Origin of the sequence: Vibrio sp. VGrn 2 (assembly GCF_009361695.1) — a bacterium.
Taxonomy (GTDB): Bacteria; Pseudomonadota; Gammaproteobacteria; order Enterobacterales; family Vibrionaceae; genus Vibrio; species Vibrio diabolicus.
The window spans coordinates 1-15,927 of sequence record NZ_RBWD01000024.1 but is presented as its reverse complement, the minus strand read 5'-3'; the positions used below and the strand labels follow the sequence as shown (position 1 = coordinate 15,927).

General features: G+C 45.7%; 15 protein-coding genes, 2 tRNA genes and 1 riboswitch. Of the genes, 5 read left to right on the top strand and 12 right to left on the bottom strand.

What is annotated here, in order from left to right:
• The first annotated feature begins 20 nt into the window (after positions 1-20).
• The 3 genes from D8S93_RS23020 to D8S93_RS23010 are packed head-to-tail and all read left to right on the top strand — an operon-like array spanning position 21 to position 2,111.
• A complete protein-coding gene (locus D8S93_RS23020; protein WP_319803072.1) occupies positions 21-890 on the top strand; it encodes a DUF692 domain-containing protein in 870 nt (289 codons plus the stop codon).
• Complete coding sequence (locus tag D8S93_RS23015) at positions 887-1,645, top strand: DNA-binding domain-containing protein (RefSeq protein ID WP_152815735.1); 759 nt, start codon at positions 887-889, stop codon at positions 1,643-1,645. The genes D8S93_RS23020 and D8S93_RS23015 overlap by 4 nt, the downstream gene beginning before the upstream one ends.
• A gap of 10 nt (positions 1,646-1,655) precedes the next feature.
• Positions 1,656-2,111: a DoxX family protein gene (locus tag D8S93_RS23010; protein ID WP_152815733.1), complete on the top strand. Its 456-nt coding sequence runs from the start codon at positions 1,656-1,658 to the stop codon at positions 2,109-2,111.
• A gap of 27 nt (positions 2,112-2,138) precedes the next feature.
• On the opposite strand, the gene D8S93_RS23005 is transcribed toward D8S93_RS23010, so the two are convergent.
• Both D8S93_RS23005 and D8S93_RS23000 read right to left on the bottom strand, forming a co-directional pair.
• A complete protein-coding gene (locus D8S93_RS23005; RefSeq protein WP_005397034.1) occupies positions 2,139-2,423 on the bottom strand; it encodes a hypothetical protein in 285 nt (94 codons plus the stop codon).
• A gap of 91 nt (positions 2,424-2,514) precedes the next feature.
• Entirely contained in the window at positions 2,515-3,675 is a 1,161-nt protein-coding gene (locus D8S93_RS23000; RefSeq protein WP_031780601.1) for a multidrug effflux MFS transporter, read from the bottom strand.
• Between the two features lie 140 nt (positions 3,676-3,815).
• Between D8S93_RS23000 and D8S93_RS22995 the strand changes: the two genes are divergently transcribed.
• Positions 3,816-4,757, top strand: coding sequence for a LysR family transcriptional regulator (locus D8S93_RS22995; protein WP_006743068.1), 942 nt, complete (start codon positions 3,816-3,818; stop codon positions 4,755-4,757).
• Between the two features lie 202 nt (positions 4,758-4,959).
• Entirely contained in the window at positions 4,960-6,750 is a 1,791-nt protein-coding gene (locus D8S93_RS22990) for an aminopeptidase P family protein (RefSeq protein WP_152815730.1), read from the top strand.
• Between the two features lie 135 nt (positions 6,751-6,885).
• On the opposite strand, the gene thiH is transcribed toward D8S93_RS22990, so the two are convergent.
• The 10 genes from thiH to D8S93_RS22940 form a co-directional block, all read right to left on the bottom strand.
• A complete protein-coding gene (gene thiH, locus D8S93_RS22985) occupies positions 6,886-7,998 on the bottom strand; it encodes a 2-iminoacetate synthase ThiH (protein ID WP_152815727.1) in 1,113 nt (370 codons plus the stop codon).
• A gap of 34 nt (positions 7,999-8,032) precedes the next feature.
• Positions 8,033-8,800 carry a thiazole synthase gene (locus D8S93_RS22980; protein ID WP_005397059.1) on the bottom strand — a complete coding sequence of 256 codons (768 nt, stop codon included), beginning with the start codon at positions 8,798-8,800 and terminating at the stop codon, positions 8,033-8,035.
• Positions 8,801-8,805: 5 nt separating this feature from the next.
• On the bottom strand, positions 8,806-9,060 hold the full coding sequence (thiS, locus tag D8S93_RS22975; protein WP_152815724.1) for a sulfur carrier protein ThiS: 255 nt from the start codon (positions 9,058-9,060) through the stop codon (positions 8,806-8,808).
• Positions 9,061-9,098: 38 nt separating this feature from the next.
• Positions 9,099-9,872, bottom strand: a complete 774-nt coding sequence (locus tag D8S93_RS22970; RefSeq protein ID WP_152815721.1) for a HesA/MoeB/ThiF family protein — start codon at positions 9,870-9,872, stop codon at positions 9,099-9,101.
• Positions 9,859-11,274 carry a thiamine phosphate synthase gene (locus D8S93_RS22965; protein WP_152815719.1) on the bottom strand — a complete coding sequence of 472 codons (1,416 nt, stop codon included), beginning with the start codon at positions 11,272-11,274 and terminating at the stop codon, positions 9,859-9,861. The genes D8S93_RS22970 and D8S93_RS22965 overlap by 14 nt, the downstream gene beginning before the upstream one ends.
• A complete protein-coding gene (gene thiC / locus D8S93_RS22960) occupies positions 11,274-13,214 on the bottom strand; it encodes a phosphomethylpyrimidine synthase ThiC (protein ID WP_152815715.1) in 1,941 nt (646 codons plus the stop codon). Before thiC ends, D8S93_RS22965 begins: the two co-directional genes overlap by 1 nt.
• A 164-nt stretch (positions 13,215-13,378) precedes the next feature.
• Positions 13,379-13,477, bottom strand: a riboswitch (TPP riboswitch).
• 60 nt (positions 13,478-13,537) lie between these two features.
• On the bottom strand, positions 13,538-13,921 hold the full coding sequence (gene crcB / locus D8S93_RS22955; protein WP_145533217.1) for a fluoride efflux transporter CrcB: 384 nt from the start codon (positions 13,919-13,921) through the stop codon (positions 13,538-13,540).
• A gap of 123 nt (positions 13,922-14,044) precedes the next feature.
• Entirely contained in the window at positions 14,045-15,427 is a 1,383-nt protein-coding gene (locus D8S93_RS22950) for a multicopper oxidase family protein (protein WP_152815713.1), read from the bottom strand.
• 239 nt (positions 15,428-15,666) lie between these two features.
• Positions 15,667-15,743: transfer RNA gene (locus tag D8S93_RS22945), tRNA-Trp, on the bottom strand.
• Positions 15,744-15,804: 61 nt separating this feature from the next.
• Positions 15,805-15,881, bottom strand: a tRNA-Asp gene (locus tag D8S93_RS22940).
• Positions 15,882-15,927: the final 46 nt, after the last annotated feature.

Sequence of the window (15,927 nt, the reverse complement as noted above, 5' to 3'; positions counted from 1 at the left end):
AATCAGAAAAGGAGTTTCACGTGAAACATCACTCTTTCCATCCTCTTGCTGGCGTCGGATTACGTTCCCCTCATCTCGATTATTTTAGCCAACACAAACCTGAGCTGTCGTGGCTAGAAATCCACAGCGAGAACTACTTTCAGCCCAACTCAGCAGAGCGCCATCAACTGCAAGCATTACGCGAGCACTACCACATCAGTTGCCACGGTATTGGTTTATCGCTGGGCTCGGTGGAACGTGTGAATACGAAACATTTAGCGCAACTAAAAGCATTGATAAATACAATTGACCCGCTCTTCGTCTCTGACCATTTAAGCTGGAGTGAAAATGGTGGTCACTACTTCAATGATCTACTTCCCTTGCCTTACACGGAAGAAGCGCTGCAAGTCTTCACTCGTAACGTGCTTGAAGTGCAAGAATATCTACAACGTGAAATCTTAATTGAGAACCCATCTAGTTATGTGAAGTTTCACCATTCAACCATCAGCGAATGGGATTTTCTTACCGAAGTGCAAAAGCGCACCGACTGTCGTTTATTACTCGACTTAAATAACGTATATGTTTCCGCCTTCAATCACGGTTTTGATTGCGACACATACCTAGATGCGATTCCAGCCGACAAAGTCGACGAGATTCATTTGGCAGGTTTTACTATTAAGCCGTTGGATAAAGGTGAGATTTGGATTGATACTCATAGCCGTCCCGTCAGTGATGATGTATGGCAGCTGTTCGTTAGTTGGACACAAAAACACGGCCCTCGCCATACGCTGATTGAATGGGATTTGGATATTCCTGCACCAGAAATCCTCCTTGGCGAAGCAGAAAAAGCATCCTCACTATTGCAGAAAAATCATTTAATTGACCAAAAGAGCAAAAGGAAAGCGTCATGAAGCTTACGACCTTGCAGAGTCAATTTGCTAAAGCCCTACATTATCAAGCGCTCGGTGAAGAATGCGACATTGTGAGTGACAAGTTTACCGCAGATGAACGCATACAGATTTACCGCAATAACTTTATCATCAGCTTGAGTGAGGTATTGGCAGCAACCTACCCAATGGTTGAAGCCTTAGTTGGAAAAGAGTGCTTCGATCAAATTGCTCGCCAACACGTACTTTCTCACCCCTTAGCAGAAGGTAATGTCGTACATTATGGTGTGGGCTTTCAAGATACGATTATGCAGTTTAGTCAGGTAATGACCCAAGCCCCGTACACTCCTGAAGTCGCAAGGTTTGAATGGCATATGGACTTAGCTCGACAAATACAGAATGAGAAAGTCGAAAAACCAAATCGAATCCCTTTATCTGCACTTGCCCAAGTGACGGAAGAACAACAACCTCATTTGGTGTTTCATTTGCGCACTGGCAACCGCAGCTTTGACTCAAACTACGCCGTATTTGATCTCTTTCATGCGATTCAACACCAAGAGTTTGAACAGCTCAATATCAATCAATTACAGCGAGGTGTCATCTCGATTCAAGCTAATGGAGAAGCTCAATGTCACGCACTCGATACCGATGTTTTTCAACTGCTGCAATGTTTAGAGCAGAAGCAGAGTTTGAGCGAAATACCCGAAGCTTTGCTCGTTCACCTTAATGGCATCATGGCACTCGATCTCGTTGACGGCTTTACATTGAAATCAATCTAAGGAGCACTCTATGACGAATACGGTTAAAGACTTAGTCAATCGGTACGACGACTTGATCAATACCTTACAAGCTGGCTTTGTCCCTTTACTACTTCTCTTTTGTCGCTTGTGGGTTGCATGGGTGTTCTTCAATTCAGGGTTAATCAAAGTTTCTTCTTGGGATAGCACGCTGTATCTATTCGAATTGGAATACCAAGTGCCACTTTTGCCTTGGGAGTTAGCGGCCTACATGGGAACGGCTGCCGAGTTAATTCTGCCAGTGTTTTTAGCGTTGGGATTAATTACCCGCCCGATGGCTGCGATTCTGTTTGTGTTCAATATCATCGCGGTCATCTCTTACCCGGTATTGTGGGAAAAAGGGTTCTATGATCATCAATTGTGGGGATTCATGATTTTAGTGGTCATCGTATGGGGACCGGGAGTTATCTCTATTGACCATGTTATAAAGAATAAGTTGACGCGATAAAAAAATCCCCGCAGTGGCGGGGACTTTTTATTGTTTATTTAAGTAAGCAAGAAGCTCATCAGCTGAGATGCCCTGTTGAGCAAGATCTTTTGCCAACAGCTCAACTTGTTCACCTTTGCGCGACTCAATCACTTGCTGGAATTGGTACACGATATCACGCAAAATTGGCAGAGGTACTTGTTTAGCCGCACTACGAATACGCTCGGAGCTTTGATTACCCAGCTCATTAAGCAACTTGCCAAACATCACCTTTTCTGGTGAATCTTCCATTTGCTCTAGAATACGAGCCATTTCATACGTGGTTAACGACATTACTTTTTGAGTTCCGTTATGGTGTCAGGAAAAGTCTGAACGACAAATATACACGCCTTACTTACATTGGAAAATACTAAATTACACTGATTTACGCTTTCGCAAAGCTTGAATGCCAGTTCTTACCTGCTTTTGTAAACAGAACCACCAACGCAGGCAACAGGACCCACATATGTATTGCGATCAGTGTCTGAGGTTCCAAAGATAAACGCTGCAACGTACCAACCAACAAACCAGAGCCACTCATTTGGAACAACCCAAGCAGTGCCGCAGCCGTACCCGCTTTGTCACCAAACGGTTCCAATGCTTTCCCTGCTGCTGCACCCAAAATGAATGCAAAACCTACAGAAGACATGAAGATAGGTAGCATGAAAGAAAGCGCGGTATTCTGACCATTCATCACTAGCATGATCACACCTGCGAGGCCCAGAGTCGAGATCCCCGTAACCAAAGTGTTGTGCGTGCCAACGCGCTCCATAAACTTAGGCGCCAACATACATGCCGCAATGTTTATCACCGCATTCACACCAAACCAGAAAGTGAATTCATTCATCGACAGCCCCATCCCCGTCATCAATACCGACGGTGCTGAGGTAACGTAAGCAAGAATAACCGCCATAGCCATCAAGCATAATGACGCATGGAAAACAAAAGATGGTGTGCTAAGCACTGCCCAATAACGGCTGAGCTTAAACACGGCTTGCTTTTCCGTTGATGGGTTAGTCTCTTTCATCATGAAAAACATCAATGAACCGGACACAACGGCAAAGCCCGCCATAAAGCTGAAGTTAGCTCGCCAATCAAATTGCTGAGTTAACCAACTACCTAGAATTGGAGCTAATGCCGGAATAAAACAAATCGCGCCGTTAAGATAGCTTATCATTTTGCCGCTTTTTTCCGGGCCAAAGATATCGCGAACTGTTGCAAAGGCTGCTACCGATGTCGCACACGCACCTAAGCCTTGTAGCAGTCGGGAAACCAACATCCATTCAATATTTTGAGCACTCCACGCCAATAAAGCGCTCATCGCATAGATAGTGATACCGCCCAATGCAACTGTTCGACGTCCGAGTTTATCTGCCAAAGGGCCAGCAAACAGTTGCCCTACACCCATCGCAAATAAGAACCAAGTGATCGTGTCTTGTGCTAGCGCATTATCGACCTGAAAAGTGGAAGCAATAAGAGGTAAAGCAGGTAGATAAATATCAATCGCAAGAGGACTGAAAAGAACCAAAAGGGTCAATAACGCCATCTGTTTTTTACTATTAGAAAACTGGCTAGGCACACAACACTCCGAATTGGATAAAGAACTTTGGATAGAGCTTAATCATCTGATGATATGAATGGAAATGATGTATAATCATGAGCATTATTCCTTAGAGGAAATTCACCGTGAACGTCGAAAAACTGGCTCGTATCGATTTAAATCTATTGGTCTGTTTTAAAGTTTTGATAGAAGAGTTAAATGTCACCCGAGCCGCCCACCGACTGTGCTTGAGTCAGTCTGCCGTGAGCAAATCACTGGCTAAACTGCGCATCCAATTTGATGACCCGCTTTTCACCCGAAACTCGCATGGATTAACACCAACACCGCGCGCTTTGTTTCTTAAACCTAAACTGGATCTGTTGATAAACCAGTTAGAAGTACTGACTCAACCAGAAGAGTTCTCTCCACAAAGTAGCGAATACCGTTTTCAAATAGCAGCGGTTGAAAGTGTTTACCCTCTGATTCTACCCCATTTCTTACCGGCGATTTTTCAGCAAGCCCCTGGGGTGACGATCAGCACTCACCCTTGGTCCGATAATACTTTTAAAATGCTGCAACGTGGCGAGCTAGACTTAGGCTTAACTGGAAAAGACATCGATATTAATGATGCCAAGCTGACTCTGCTGCCACCCGATGACATATGCGAACTGGAAATTTATCGAGATCACCAGATGTGTATTATTCGCAAAAATCACCCAGCATTAAAACAGCCTTGGAACCTCGAAGCGTATCTCGCCCTGCGTCACGTACAAGTGCGTTGTGACGGCAACGACCGTTGGCTGTTAGATTATCGCCTTGCCGATATTGGAGCCGACCGCGATATTGCCGTCACCGTTCCGGACTTTAATAGTGCCGCAAGTTTATGTTCCTACACTGACTTTATTTTTACCGCTCCAAGCCATTTTGTGCAGCTCGCTGCTAAACAGCTTGATTTGGTCGTACTACCACTCCCGCTAGAATTTCCACCTATGGCATACACTTTATTCTGGCACCGAGACAGAGAAAACGACCCTGCATTGGGTTGGCTACGTACGATGATCACACAAAAAACCGATCACCTTAGATAAAAATACCGCTCTCAATTTGCGCTTAGCGGGTAAAATGAGTAGCTTAACTGTCGTAGTCCTTTTTGGCTCATCTATGGCCTAGTTGTACTCCGACTCAACCTAAGTCATTGCAAACTTGCGTTGATCATAAACTGCATGAAGCAGAAGGAAACAGCTCCCACACCTGAGCATGAAGGAGCGGTAATTTGAAGGAATAAAACAGATGCACAACGAAACTCTCAGCCGCGTGAATGCGATTCGCGAATGGCTTGTACAACATAATATTGATGCCCTACTGGTTCCGCACGAGGACGAGTATTTGGGCGAATACGTCCCAGCGCACAACGAGCGCTTACATTGGTTAACAGGCTTTACTGGTTCTGCTGGTGCTGCGGTAATCACCAAAGACAAAGCCGCTATCTTTGTTGATGGCCGCTATACCGTTCAAGTCACCAAACAAGTCCCTGGTGACCTATTTGAATATCGTCACCTTATTGAAGAACCAGCTTTAGATTGGGTTCTAGACAACCTGCCAACAAACGCATCTGTCGCAATTGATCCTCGTATGCACAGCTCAGCTTGGCTAGACATGGCACAAGCTAAACTGGCTGGAAAGCTTGAGCTAAATATTCTGACCAACAACCCAATTGATGAGTTGTGGCATGACCGCCCAGCGCCTGTTGTCTCTGATGTTCGCCTGATGGCAACAGAAGCCGTCGGTCAATCAAGTGAGAGTAAGCGTCAAGAGATCGCCCAACTGGTAAAAAAAGCGGGAGCAGATAGCGCTGTGATCACAGCATTAGATTCTATTTGTTGGCTGCTGAATGTACGTGGTTTGGATGTATCACGCCTACCAGTTCTGCTTTCTCACGCGATTCTGCACTCAGATTCAAGCGTGGAATACTTCCTCGATCCTGCTCGTCTACCTGCTGATTTTGACGCTCACGTAGGCAGCGGTGTGACCGTTCACCACCCAGAAGCACTTCAATCTCGCCTTGAAGCCATGACAGGTAAAAAGGTATTAGTTGACCCTGCAATCAGTAACGCTTGGTTTAAGCTAGTACTACAAAACTCTGGTGCGTCCGTGATTGCAGCAGCAGACCCATGTCTGATGCCAAAAGCGGCGAAGAACTCGGTTGAAATTGCCGGTATGAAGGCGTGTCATATCCGCGATGGCGTGGCAATGAGCAAGTTCCTATGTTGGTTAGATGCGGAAGTTGCTGCTGATAACCTGCATGACGAAGCGACATTAGCAGACAAACTGGAAGCATTTCGTAGCGAAGACCCTACGCTAATGGATCTTAGCTTCGATACCATTTCAGCGGCAGGCGGCAACGCGGCCATGTGTCACTATAATCACGAGAACCAACCTGAACCTGGCAAGCTAGAGCTGAACACACTTTACCTAGTGGATTCAGGCGGTCAGTACCTCGATGGCACTACAGACATCACGCGTACTATCGCGATTGGTCAACCTTCTGCAGAAATGAAGAAGCAATTTACGTTGGCGCTGAAAGGTCATATTGGCGTTGCTCGAGCTCGTTTCCCGAAAGGCACACGTGGTTACCAAATCGATACACTAGCTCGTCAGCACCTATGGGCGGAAGGCTACGATTACGATCACGGCACTGGCCACGGTGTGGGCCACTTCCTAAGTGTGCATGAAGGCCCAGCAAGCATTTCGAAGAAGCAAATTGATGTGCCTCTATTAGAAGGTATGGTGCTATCAAACGAGCCAGGTTACTACCGTGCAGATGCGTTTGGTATCCGTATTGAGAACCTAGAGCTTGTTGTTGAAACACCGACTAACGGTGACTTCCCTGTTCTGTCATTTGAGTCACTAACACGCTGCCCAATCGACAAGCGCAACATCAATGTTGATATGCTAACTCGTCCAGAACTTGCTTGGCTGAATGATTACCATCAGAAAGTATGGGATGAGATCAGCCCGCTAGTTGAAGGTGATGTGAAAGAGTGGCTTCGCCAGGCAACGCTACCTGTAGCACACAGCTAGAAGTTAGAAGTTAGAAGCTAGAAGTTAGAAGTTAGAAGTTAGAAAAAGTAGAGGGTTGATGTTTTGCATCACCCCTCTTTTCTTTGCCTATGTTTCACGTGAAACATAACGATGACCAGTGGCTTTATTTACTGCTTAACCAGAATACGCTGAGTGCCAATCTCGCCATACAGGGTCAAATCCTTTGGCTCGAATCATATCTTCCACAGAACCCGCGCTTCGCTCGTCGCTGATCTCAAACTGCTCGAGTTCAACATCATCCATCGCATAACCCCCCGGCTGAGTTTTCGATGCTGCAGATATACTGGTAATACCTAAAGCCAATGCGTTGTCTCTAAATTTCGGTGACTCACGAGTCGATAATGACAACTCCACTTCTGGATTCAACAAACGATAAGCGCAAATCAACTGAACAAGCTGCTTATCCGTCATTACTGATTTGGGTTGGAGCGCGCCCTCACAAGGACGCAAACGTGGGAAAGAAATTGAGTAACGAGTCTGCCAATACGTGCGCTCAAGATAGTCCAAGTGCGCTGCCACATAAAAACAATCTGTACGCCACTCTTCCAATCCTATCAAAGCGCCAATACCGATCTTATCAATGCCCGCCTTTGCGAGGCGGTCGGGTGTATCCAATCGGTATTCGAAATCCATCTTATTGCCACGCAAATGGTGCTCGGCGTAAGTCGAAGGATGATACGTTTCTTGATAGACCATCACCGCATCCAAACCCAATGTCTTGAGCTCGGCGTATTCGTCTTGATCTAGCGGCTGCACTTCCATCGCCAAATAATTAAAGCGCTTCTTAATCATCGGCACCATTTCGCGGAAGTATTTCATGCCCACTTTGGTTTCGTGTTCACCAGTCACCAGCAATACGCTATCGAACTTCATGCGTTTAATGGCTTCTACTTCTGCAGCCACCTCGTCTCTATTCAAGGTACGACGCTTGATTCTGTTCTTCATCGAGAAGCCACAATAAGTACAAGCATTGGCGCACAAGTTAGAAAGGTACAGTGGAATGTAAAGCGACATGGTATTACCAAAACGCTTGCGAGTTGCCGAGTATGACAGCTGCGCCATTTGCTCTAAGTACGCTTCTGCCGCTGGTGAAATTAGCGCCTTAAAATCTTCCAAATCACGCTTGGGTTTATTCAATGCTCGCTCGACATCTTGTGCCGTTTTCGCGTAGATCGACATCGAAATGTCATCCCAATTCAGCTGCTTAAATTGTTCAACGAAGCTCATGTTTTCCTCGCTTAATAGCTAAACCAATCTAGGATTAAAGCTCATCTAGGAATGACGTCAGTGGACTCGACGCAACCGCATGAGAAACCTTACCCGCAAGTCCGGCTTCATAAGCCATACGCCCCGACTCTACCGCCAACTTAAATGCTTTCGCCATCGCAACGGGATCGCTCGAAGCTGCAATCGCAGTATTGACGAGCACGGCATCCGCGCCCATTTCCATCGCACGCGCCGCATGTGAAGGAGCACCAATACCCGCATCGACAACGACAGGAACATTAGCTTGGTCGATAATGATCTCTAGGAAATCGTGAGAAACTATCCCTTTATTAGAACCGATCGGCGCACCTAATGGCATGACCGCAGCACAACCTACTTCTTCTAATCGTTTACACAGAACCGGGTCAGCATGACAGTAAGGAAGGACAATAAAGCCTTCACGAACCAGTTGTTCAGCAGCCGCAAGTGTCTCAATTGGATCAGGCATCAAGTACTTCGGGTCTGGGTGAATTTCCAATTTTAACCAGTTAGTACCTAACGCTTCTCGCGCCAGTTGTGCTGCAAATACGGCATCTTTAGCATTCTTTGCACCCGAGGTGTTCGGCAATAAGTTCACACCCGCTTGTACTAACGGCAGCAAAATATCGTCTTGTTGGTCGTTCACGTCCACACGCTTCAACGCCATAGTCGCAAGTTGAGAACCCGACACTTGAATCGCTTCTGCCATTAATCGGCTGTTGGCAAACTTCCCTGTTCCCGTGAACAGTCTTGATTCGAATTGTTTATCACCAATTTTAAGCATCGACTTTAACCCCCTGCGATCGCTTGAAACAAAGAGATGCTATCTCCCTGTGAAAGAACTGTGCTAGCCCACTCACTGCGCGGCACAACATTGTTATTAATTGCAAAAACACAGCCCATTTCAGGCAGCACAAATTGACTAATGATTTGCTGTAGACTCGACTCACTGGCAACTTGATGTGACTGGTCATTGATGACAATCGTGATCATATTTAAGTCAGCATCGGTCACTTGTGTTGTTTGTTGTTCTGATAACGTCATTACTTCCAACTCTCTTAATTCTGCCCATTATTCGTAAGCTAAATCTGAGCACACACTTGGCACTGTTTGTCTTTGCTTATCGCCATGGTTTGCCATTGCATTTTCAATCCATCAAACAGATGTAACTTAGCAGTCTCAACATGAAACTTTCCCGTCGCCAGTTTTTGAATTGCTGCTATCGCTTGGTAGTTGCCAAGTGTGCCCACCACCGGACCAACAACACCGCTGTCACTGCACTTTTGAGTTTGTGGTAATTCGTCAAACGGATACAAACAGCGGTAACAGGCTTTACTTCGCACTTCTTGTTCACTTGGCGTTTGGTAATCAAAAACAGCGAATTGCCCTTGCCAACCAATTGCCGCCGCCGAAATGAGCGGCGTATTTTGCTCGAAACAAACTTGGTTAATTAGCTGGCGCGTTGGCATGTTATCGGTGCAGTCCAACACCACATCCGCTAACATCACCTCAAGCTGCAACTGTGCTTTGTCTAATCGCTTATTGAGGGCACGAATTTGAACCATAGAATTAAGTTCAGTGAGTTGCTTTATAGTCGCTTCTGTTTTCGTAACTTGGAGGTCTTGTTCACGATAAATGATCTGACGTTGTAGGTTACTGCTATCAACTTCATCATCATCAACCACAACCAATTTACCAACGCCCGCTGATGCCAAGTACAAACTCGCTGCGCTCCCTAACCCGCCACAACCGATGATCAGCACATGCGATTTGCTCAAACGCTCTTGCCCACCTTCAGCAATTTCGGGCAGAGCGACTTGGCGTTGATAGCGAAGGAACTGCTTATCCGTGAGCATGCTCGCCTCTCTTGGTATCCGCCAATTCACTATTCTGATCAGTAAGCGTTAGTTGTCTTTCCTTCATCAGTTGTGCAAAGAACTCGATGACGGACTGAGGCGATTCCGCCAACGTAATAGCTCGCACAACTGCCAAACTAGAAACACCTGTTTGCCAAACTTGGTCTGCATTAGATTGGTCAATGCCCCCAATTGCGACCGTCGGAAAGCCAAGCACATAGTCACTAACTGCTTTGTCTTTTGAAGGACGGAAAGCAGCCTCTGTATTTTTATAAGGAATACTATCAATCAGCTTTTGATACAGAGCCAAGCGCACCAAACCTTGTGGTTTCGATGGCATCTGTTTAGTGGTGGTTGGGAAGATATGCCCTAGCGCGATGTAACTAGGATGAATTTGTACAATGCGCAGTAGTTCGTAATAACCATGCGTAGAAAGACCAAGACGAATGCCGGCTTTGGTTAGCTGAGCCAAATTCGACTCTTCTATGTCTTCCTGCCCTAGGTGAACGCCATAAGCGCCATGTTTGATTGCCAATTGCCAATAGTCATTGATGAACACTTGAGCTTGATACTTACGACCTAGCTCAATTGCTCGAATGATCTGTTGTTCCAAATCGGCTTGTTGTGGGTTCTTGATTCGTAGTTGAATAGTGTTGATGCCTAGTGGCAGTAAACGCTCAATCCAAGCAACATCATCAACGACTGGATAGAGCCCTAGACTTTGCTTAGTTAGAGTTGGAAAGCTAACGCTCTCTCCTTGTGCTGACCAACCAACTTGAATACCGAGTCGGTTATCTTCCAGTACTGGTGTGGGGAAATCATCAAATTGGTTAGCCCACTGAGTTGATTGTTCCTCGTCAAGGTTGTCATTCGATAGTGTTTCACGTGAAACATTCGCTTGTTGGGTTAGCATTCCTCGAGCAAGTGTTAACGCATCTTCGATAGGAAAATCGAGTACTGTCAGCGCTACTATCCAAGCAAGGTGATGTTCGGGATCGAACATTGCGTTGGGTTTGGACTTAACGGAAAGCGCTCTCACTTCGTCGTTAAAGGGGTGACGCCAGATATCAAGCTGATGCACTTTCTCCTTTTTATCGGAAACCTGAGTATCAGCAATACCAATATAAATCGCTTTCGACGGTTGCTTAGCACACGCTTCTACCGACAAAGTAGAGCGGTAATAAAGCACAAATAAACTCTCATGTTCAGAGTCATATCCATCAATGAGATCAGTCGTTATGTGTGTGGTCTGTTGGTCGCGAACAAGCTGAATAGATTGAGTTGGGCTCACGCCCAACTCAATGTCTTCGATTATAAAACCCTGTTCTTTCGCCAACAACAAACATTGCTGAACTAAACCTGTTAGTTCAATCAATGATGACGGAATAAGGATTTTGCTCATTAGTCACTTACCTCGGCATGTGCTGCTGGGTGGTATAACTCAGAACCTGACTCTCTAAATTCTTGCGATTTCTGACGCATCCCCTCAAGAGGATCATCAAGCATTTTGATCGAGATAGCTTGGTCCGCAGCAACTTGCTCAGTATCTTTCGCGTATTCTCGAACCTCTTGCGAAATCTTCATCGAGCAGAACTTTGGTCCGCACATCGAACAGAAGTGAGCAACTTTTCCCGACTCTTGAGGCAAGGTTTCATCATGGAAAGCGCGCGCGGTTTCTGGGTCAAGTGACAAGTTGAATTGGTCTTCCCAGCGGAATTCAAAACGTGCTTTAGAAAGCGCGTTATCACGAACTTGTGCGCCAGGGTGCCCTTTAGCCAAATCAGCAGCGTGAGCAGCAAGCTTGTAAGTGATCATGCCTACCTTCACGTCTTCTTTGTTTGGTAAGCCAAGATGCTCTTTAGGTGTTACGTAACAAAGCATCGCACAGCCATACCAGCCAATCATGGCAGCGCCAATTCCTGACGTAATATGGTCGTAACCAGGAGCGACGTCTGTCGTCAGTGGACCAAGGGTGTAGAACGGAGCTTCATGGCAGTGCTCTAGCTGCTCTTCCATGTTCTCTTTGATCATGTGCATTGGAACATGGCCAGGACCTTCGATAATCACCTGTACGTCGTATTCCCACGCAACCTTAGTCAACTCACCAAGAGTACGAAGCTCCGCAAATTGCGCTTCGTCATTAGCATCGGCAACCGAACCAGGGCGCAGACCATCACCGAGAGAAAGTGCCACATCATACTTGGCACAGATTTCACAGATCTCTCGGAAGTGGGTGTATAAGAAGCTTTCTTGGTGATGCGCTAAACACCATTTCGCGATGATAGAACCACCACGAGAGACGATGCCAGTAACACGCTTTGCAGTCATTGGCACATAGCGAAGTAGTAAACCGGCATGGATAGTGAAGTAATCAACGCCCTGCTCTGCTTGCTCAATCAGAGTATCGCGCATCACTTCCCAGTTAAGGTTTTCGGCAACTCCATTCACTTTTTCCAGCGCTTGATACATAGGTACGGTACCGATCGGAACCGGGCTGTTACGCAGAATCCACTCGCGAGTTTCGTGGATGTTACGTCCAGTAGAGAGATCCATAACGGTATCCCCACCCCAGCGTGTCGCCCAAACGAGCTTCTCAACTTCTTCCTCAATCGAAGACGTCACCGATGAGTTACCGATATTGGCGTTCACTTTGACCAAAAAGTTACGTCCAATGATCATTGGTTCGGATTCTGGGTGGTTGATATTAGAAGGGATAATCGCGCGACCTTCGGCAACTTCTTTGCGAACAAACTCGGCGGTAATGTCTTTTGGAAGATTAGCTCCAAAGCTTTGACCAGGATGCTGTTGATTCAGCACATCATCACGGTACTTGGCACGACCCATGCTTTCACGCAGCGCGATGAATTCCATTTCTGGGGTGATAATACCTTTGCGAGCATAGTGCAGTTGAGTGACGCATTGCCCATCTTTGGCACGTCGAATACGTGGTAGATTACCGTAACGAAGATCGTCTAGTGTTTCGTCTTCTAAGCGTTCTTTGGTGTACACCGAGCTTACTTCATCGAGTAACTCTGTGTCACCTCGCTCTTCAATCCAGCTTTCTCTTAGCTTTGGTAAGCCGCTATAAAGGTCAATATCGTAGTTCGGATCAGTATAAACACCTGACGTATCGTAGACTCGGACGGCTTCATTCGGCTCGAAAATAGGCGCTTCTTTTGTGCCACCAATCAGACTATCTGCTAGCGCTATTTCACGCATAGGTACACGAACATCTGGACGTGAACCTTCTACATATACTTTTGTGGAATTTGGGTACGGCTGTACCGAGAGTGTTTCAATAAAATGTTTTGCTTCCAGTCTCGCTTGTTTGCGACTCGACATAGCATTTTTCCTTGCTTTGTTATACTAGATAAAAAGTAATTGGATAAAAATGCTTGGCGGATAGATGCGACAAGAGGAGTCAAATTAAGGCTAAATAAAGCTTAAGTAATTTGCCTATAACAACATTCGACTATTTGATAGGTCAACCAGAAAGAACTCCGGTATAAATATCTTCTCTTGTTCCCTTCGCAGATTCTAATCTGATCAGGTTCAACGGATCCCGAATTAACGGTCTCAGCCTTATGGCACTCCGACAAGTGATATCAGTATATAAAAACGGCCTGGTTAAACCAAGCCGACCTGTTTAATTTTTAACTACTTTGCTAGCTGCGCATCAATAATTGGAAACCGATCCACGCAGCAGAGATGCTCAGCACCACATTTAATAAAATATTTAACCCCATCTTAAGAAACGCACCTTGCTGCATAAGTAAAACATTATCCATAGAAAAGGTGGAAAACGTCGTCAGTGCCCCTAAAAAGCCCAAACCAATCACTTGTCGCCAAGGTTCTGTTGCCAACAGTTCATTGTCGAACGCAGCAATCAACAAGCCCATGATAAATGAACCAACCACATTAACAGTTAGCGTACCGTATGGAAAACCACGCCCCAATAAAATGACACACAGTTCAGATATCAAGTAACGAGAACACGCACCGAAAGCACCACCTAGTGCAATAAAACCAAGAATGGAAAACTGCCCCATAATTCCCCCAACACTATTGATGACGATATTGTAACCAAAACTAAAGCAATATTGATGGTGAAATTTTAGAATTCGACAACGTATTGCATTTAAAACACGCTGAGATTAAAAAAGTTACAGGAGTCACTTTACTTCAATATATCCCATCAAACCGGTTTTCATGTGCTCAATAACATGGCAGTGATACATCCAACGTCCAGGGTTGTTAGCAACAAAGGCAGCTTTGGCACTGCCATTTTTTCCAAGTAAAACCGTATCGGTATGGAACGGTTCGTCGAGTTTCTTTCCATCTAACTCAAGAACAGTAAATGTATGCCCATGAAGATGAATAGGATGATGATATTGAGTAACGTTCTTCAAATTGAAGATATAGGTTTTTCCAAGCTCCAATGTTGAAAGTGGCGCAGGGATATTATCTATGCTCATTCCCTCCCAAGCCCGTTTGTTCATCAGCCAGAATTTAGGTATCGCTTTGCCCGATTTATCGACAGGAGTGATCGCCCCCTCCCATTCAAACACATAATCGATTTGCTCCGCATTTTCCAAATCAAGATCAGGCACAGGGTTGAGAGGCAATAAAGGCAGTTTCTTGTTGCTTGGCAGGTCAGACTCAACAACTTCAAACTCACACAAAGAGAATGGGAAGCGCCCTTTCATTTGACGCACATAAACACGCTCTCCAGCCTTCGGAGCAATCAATCCGATATCCAATCTCATTCCCGGACCAATTTTGTGTTGAGTGAGCCTATAAGGCGTTTTAACTGGATTGCCATCGATAGCAATAACCCAAGCCTCTGTGCCTTCAATCGCGATCGGATAGGTAATGGTGTTATCGACATTAGCAATTCTTAATCGCGTAGTCGCGTTCTGCTTCAGCGTATAAAGAGGCTCATGAATACCATTGACGCTACTCCACTCTCCTGGCGTTCCCATACGTGCACTCAAGCGCGGCACCATTAGATTCTTCCACTGTCCTTGCTTGTCTAAATGCCAATGCTTGAGGACGACTTCATGCTCTTCATCAAACTGAACAGGCTCAGCCTCTTCAACAATTATTAGCCCAACCAACCCCATACCAAGCTGCTTAACGCTGTTCATGTGTGGGTGATACCAAAACGTACCTGCATCTGGCGGAATAAACTCATACGTAAAAGTCTCTCCGGGCATGATAGGCGGCTGACTTAAGAAAGGTACACCATCCATTTCAATGGGGATTCGCAGGCCATGCCAGTGAATTGTAGTTGGCTCTGATAGCTTATTGATGAAGTTGATTGTTACCTTTTCCCCTTGTCGGCAACGAATTATCGGTGCAGGTATACGCCCATTAAAAGCTAATACCTCAGTATTGAAACCGGGCACTAGTTCAGCCGTAGAAGGCTCTGCAGTGATATCGTATATATACTGCCCCTGCTTATTAGTACTCCTAGATAGAGAACATGCAGGTAGAACAGTAAGCGCGGAGATCGCTAAGGATGATTGAAGGAAGCGTCGACGAGATATATCCATACATAGTTACCCATTAGTCCAGATCGGTTAAGTGTAACTAAATATAAATAATGATTCTCATTTATTGCTAACATTTCGGAGCACTTGGTTATAACGACTAGTCTAATAGGTTGGTGAGTTAATAAATACTTACAAAGAGCAGCAGGCAGCAGAAAGGCATATAGGTGGGATGAGAGGAGAAATGCATAGTGGCAAGCAGATACAAAAAAGGCTCTGACCTAAGTCAGAGCCTTGATATATGGCAGGGGTGGAGAGATTCGAACTCCCAACACGCGGATTTGGAATCCGCTGCTCTGCCAATTGGAGCTACACCCCTGTAGAATTCTTATATTCTAGATTTGACAAAACCTCGCTTGGGCGAGGTTGTCGATATTAAGTGGCGGAGTGGACGGGACTCGAACCCGCGACCCCCGGCGTGACAGGCCGGTATTCTAACCAACTGAACTACCACTCCGCAGTGGTATCACTCGCTTGTAATCAGCAAGTGTCCAAAATTTAAA

What these genes read in the sequence shown, in the direction of transcription:
- D8S93_RS23010 (WP_152815733.1), top strand. Translation starts at nt 1,656, where the DNA reads ATGACGAATACGGTTAAAGACTTAGTCAATCGGTACGACGACTTGATC.
- D8S93_RS23005 (WP_005397034.1), bottom strand. Translation starts at nt 2,423, where the DNA reads ATGTCGTTAACCACGTATGAAATGGCTCGTATTCTAGAGCAAATGGAA.
- D8S93_RS23015 (WP_152815735.1), top strand. Translation starts at nt 887, where the DNA reads ATGAAGCTTACGACCTTGCAGAGTCAATTTGCTAAAGCCCTACATTAT.
- D8S93_RS22970 (WP_152815721.1), bottom strand. Translation starts at nt 9,872, where the DNA reads ATGCTCACGGATAAGCAGTTCCTTCGCTATCAACGCCAAGTCGCTCTG.
- D8S93_RS22965 (WP_152815719.1), bottom strand. Translation starts at nt 11,274, where the DNA reads ATGAGCAAAATCCTTATTCCGTCATCATTGATTGAACTAACAGGTTTA.
- D8S93_RS22980 (WP_005397059.1), bottom strand. Translation starts at nt 8,800, where the DNA reads ATGCTTAAAATTGGTGATAAACAATTCGAATCAAGACTGTTCACGGGA.
- D8S93_RS23000 (WP_031780601.1), bottom strand. Translation starts at nt 3,675, where the DNA reads ATGGCGTTATTGACCCTTTTGGTTCTTTTCAGTCCTCTTGCGATTGAT.
- crcB (WP_145533217.1), bottom strand. Translation starts at nt 13,921, where the DNA reads ATGGGGCAGTTTTCCATTCTTGGTTTTATTGCACTAGGTGGTGCTTTC.
- thiC (WP_152815715.1), bottom strand. Translation starts at nt 13,214, where the DNA reads ATGTCGAGTCGCAAACAAGCGAGACTGGAAGCAAAACATTTTATTGAA.
- thiH (WP_152815727.1), bottom strand. Translation starts at nt 7,998, where the DNA reads ATGAGCTTCGTTGAACAATTTAAGCAGCTGAATTGGGATGACATTTCG.
- D8S93_RS22950 (WP_152815713.1), bottom strand. Translation starts at nt 15,427, where the DNA reads ATGGATATATCTCGTCGACGCTTCCTTCAATCATCCTTAGCGATCTCC.
- D8S93_RS22990 (WP_152815730.1), top strand. Translation starts at nt 4,960, where the DNA reads ATGCACAACGAAACTCTCAGCCGCGTGAATGCGATTCGCGAATGGCTT.
- thiS (WP_152815724.1), bottom strand. Translation starts at nt 9,060, where the DNA reads ATGACGTTATCAGAACAACAAACAACACAAGTGACCGATGCTGACTTA.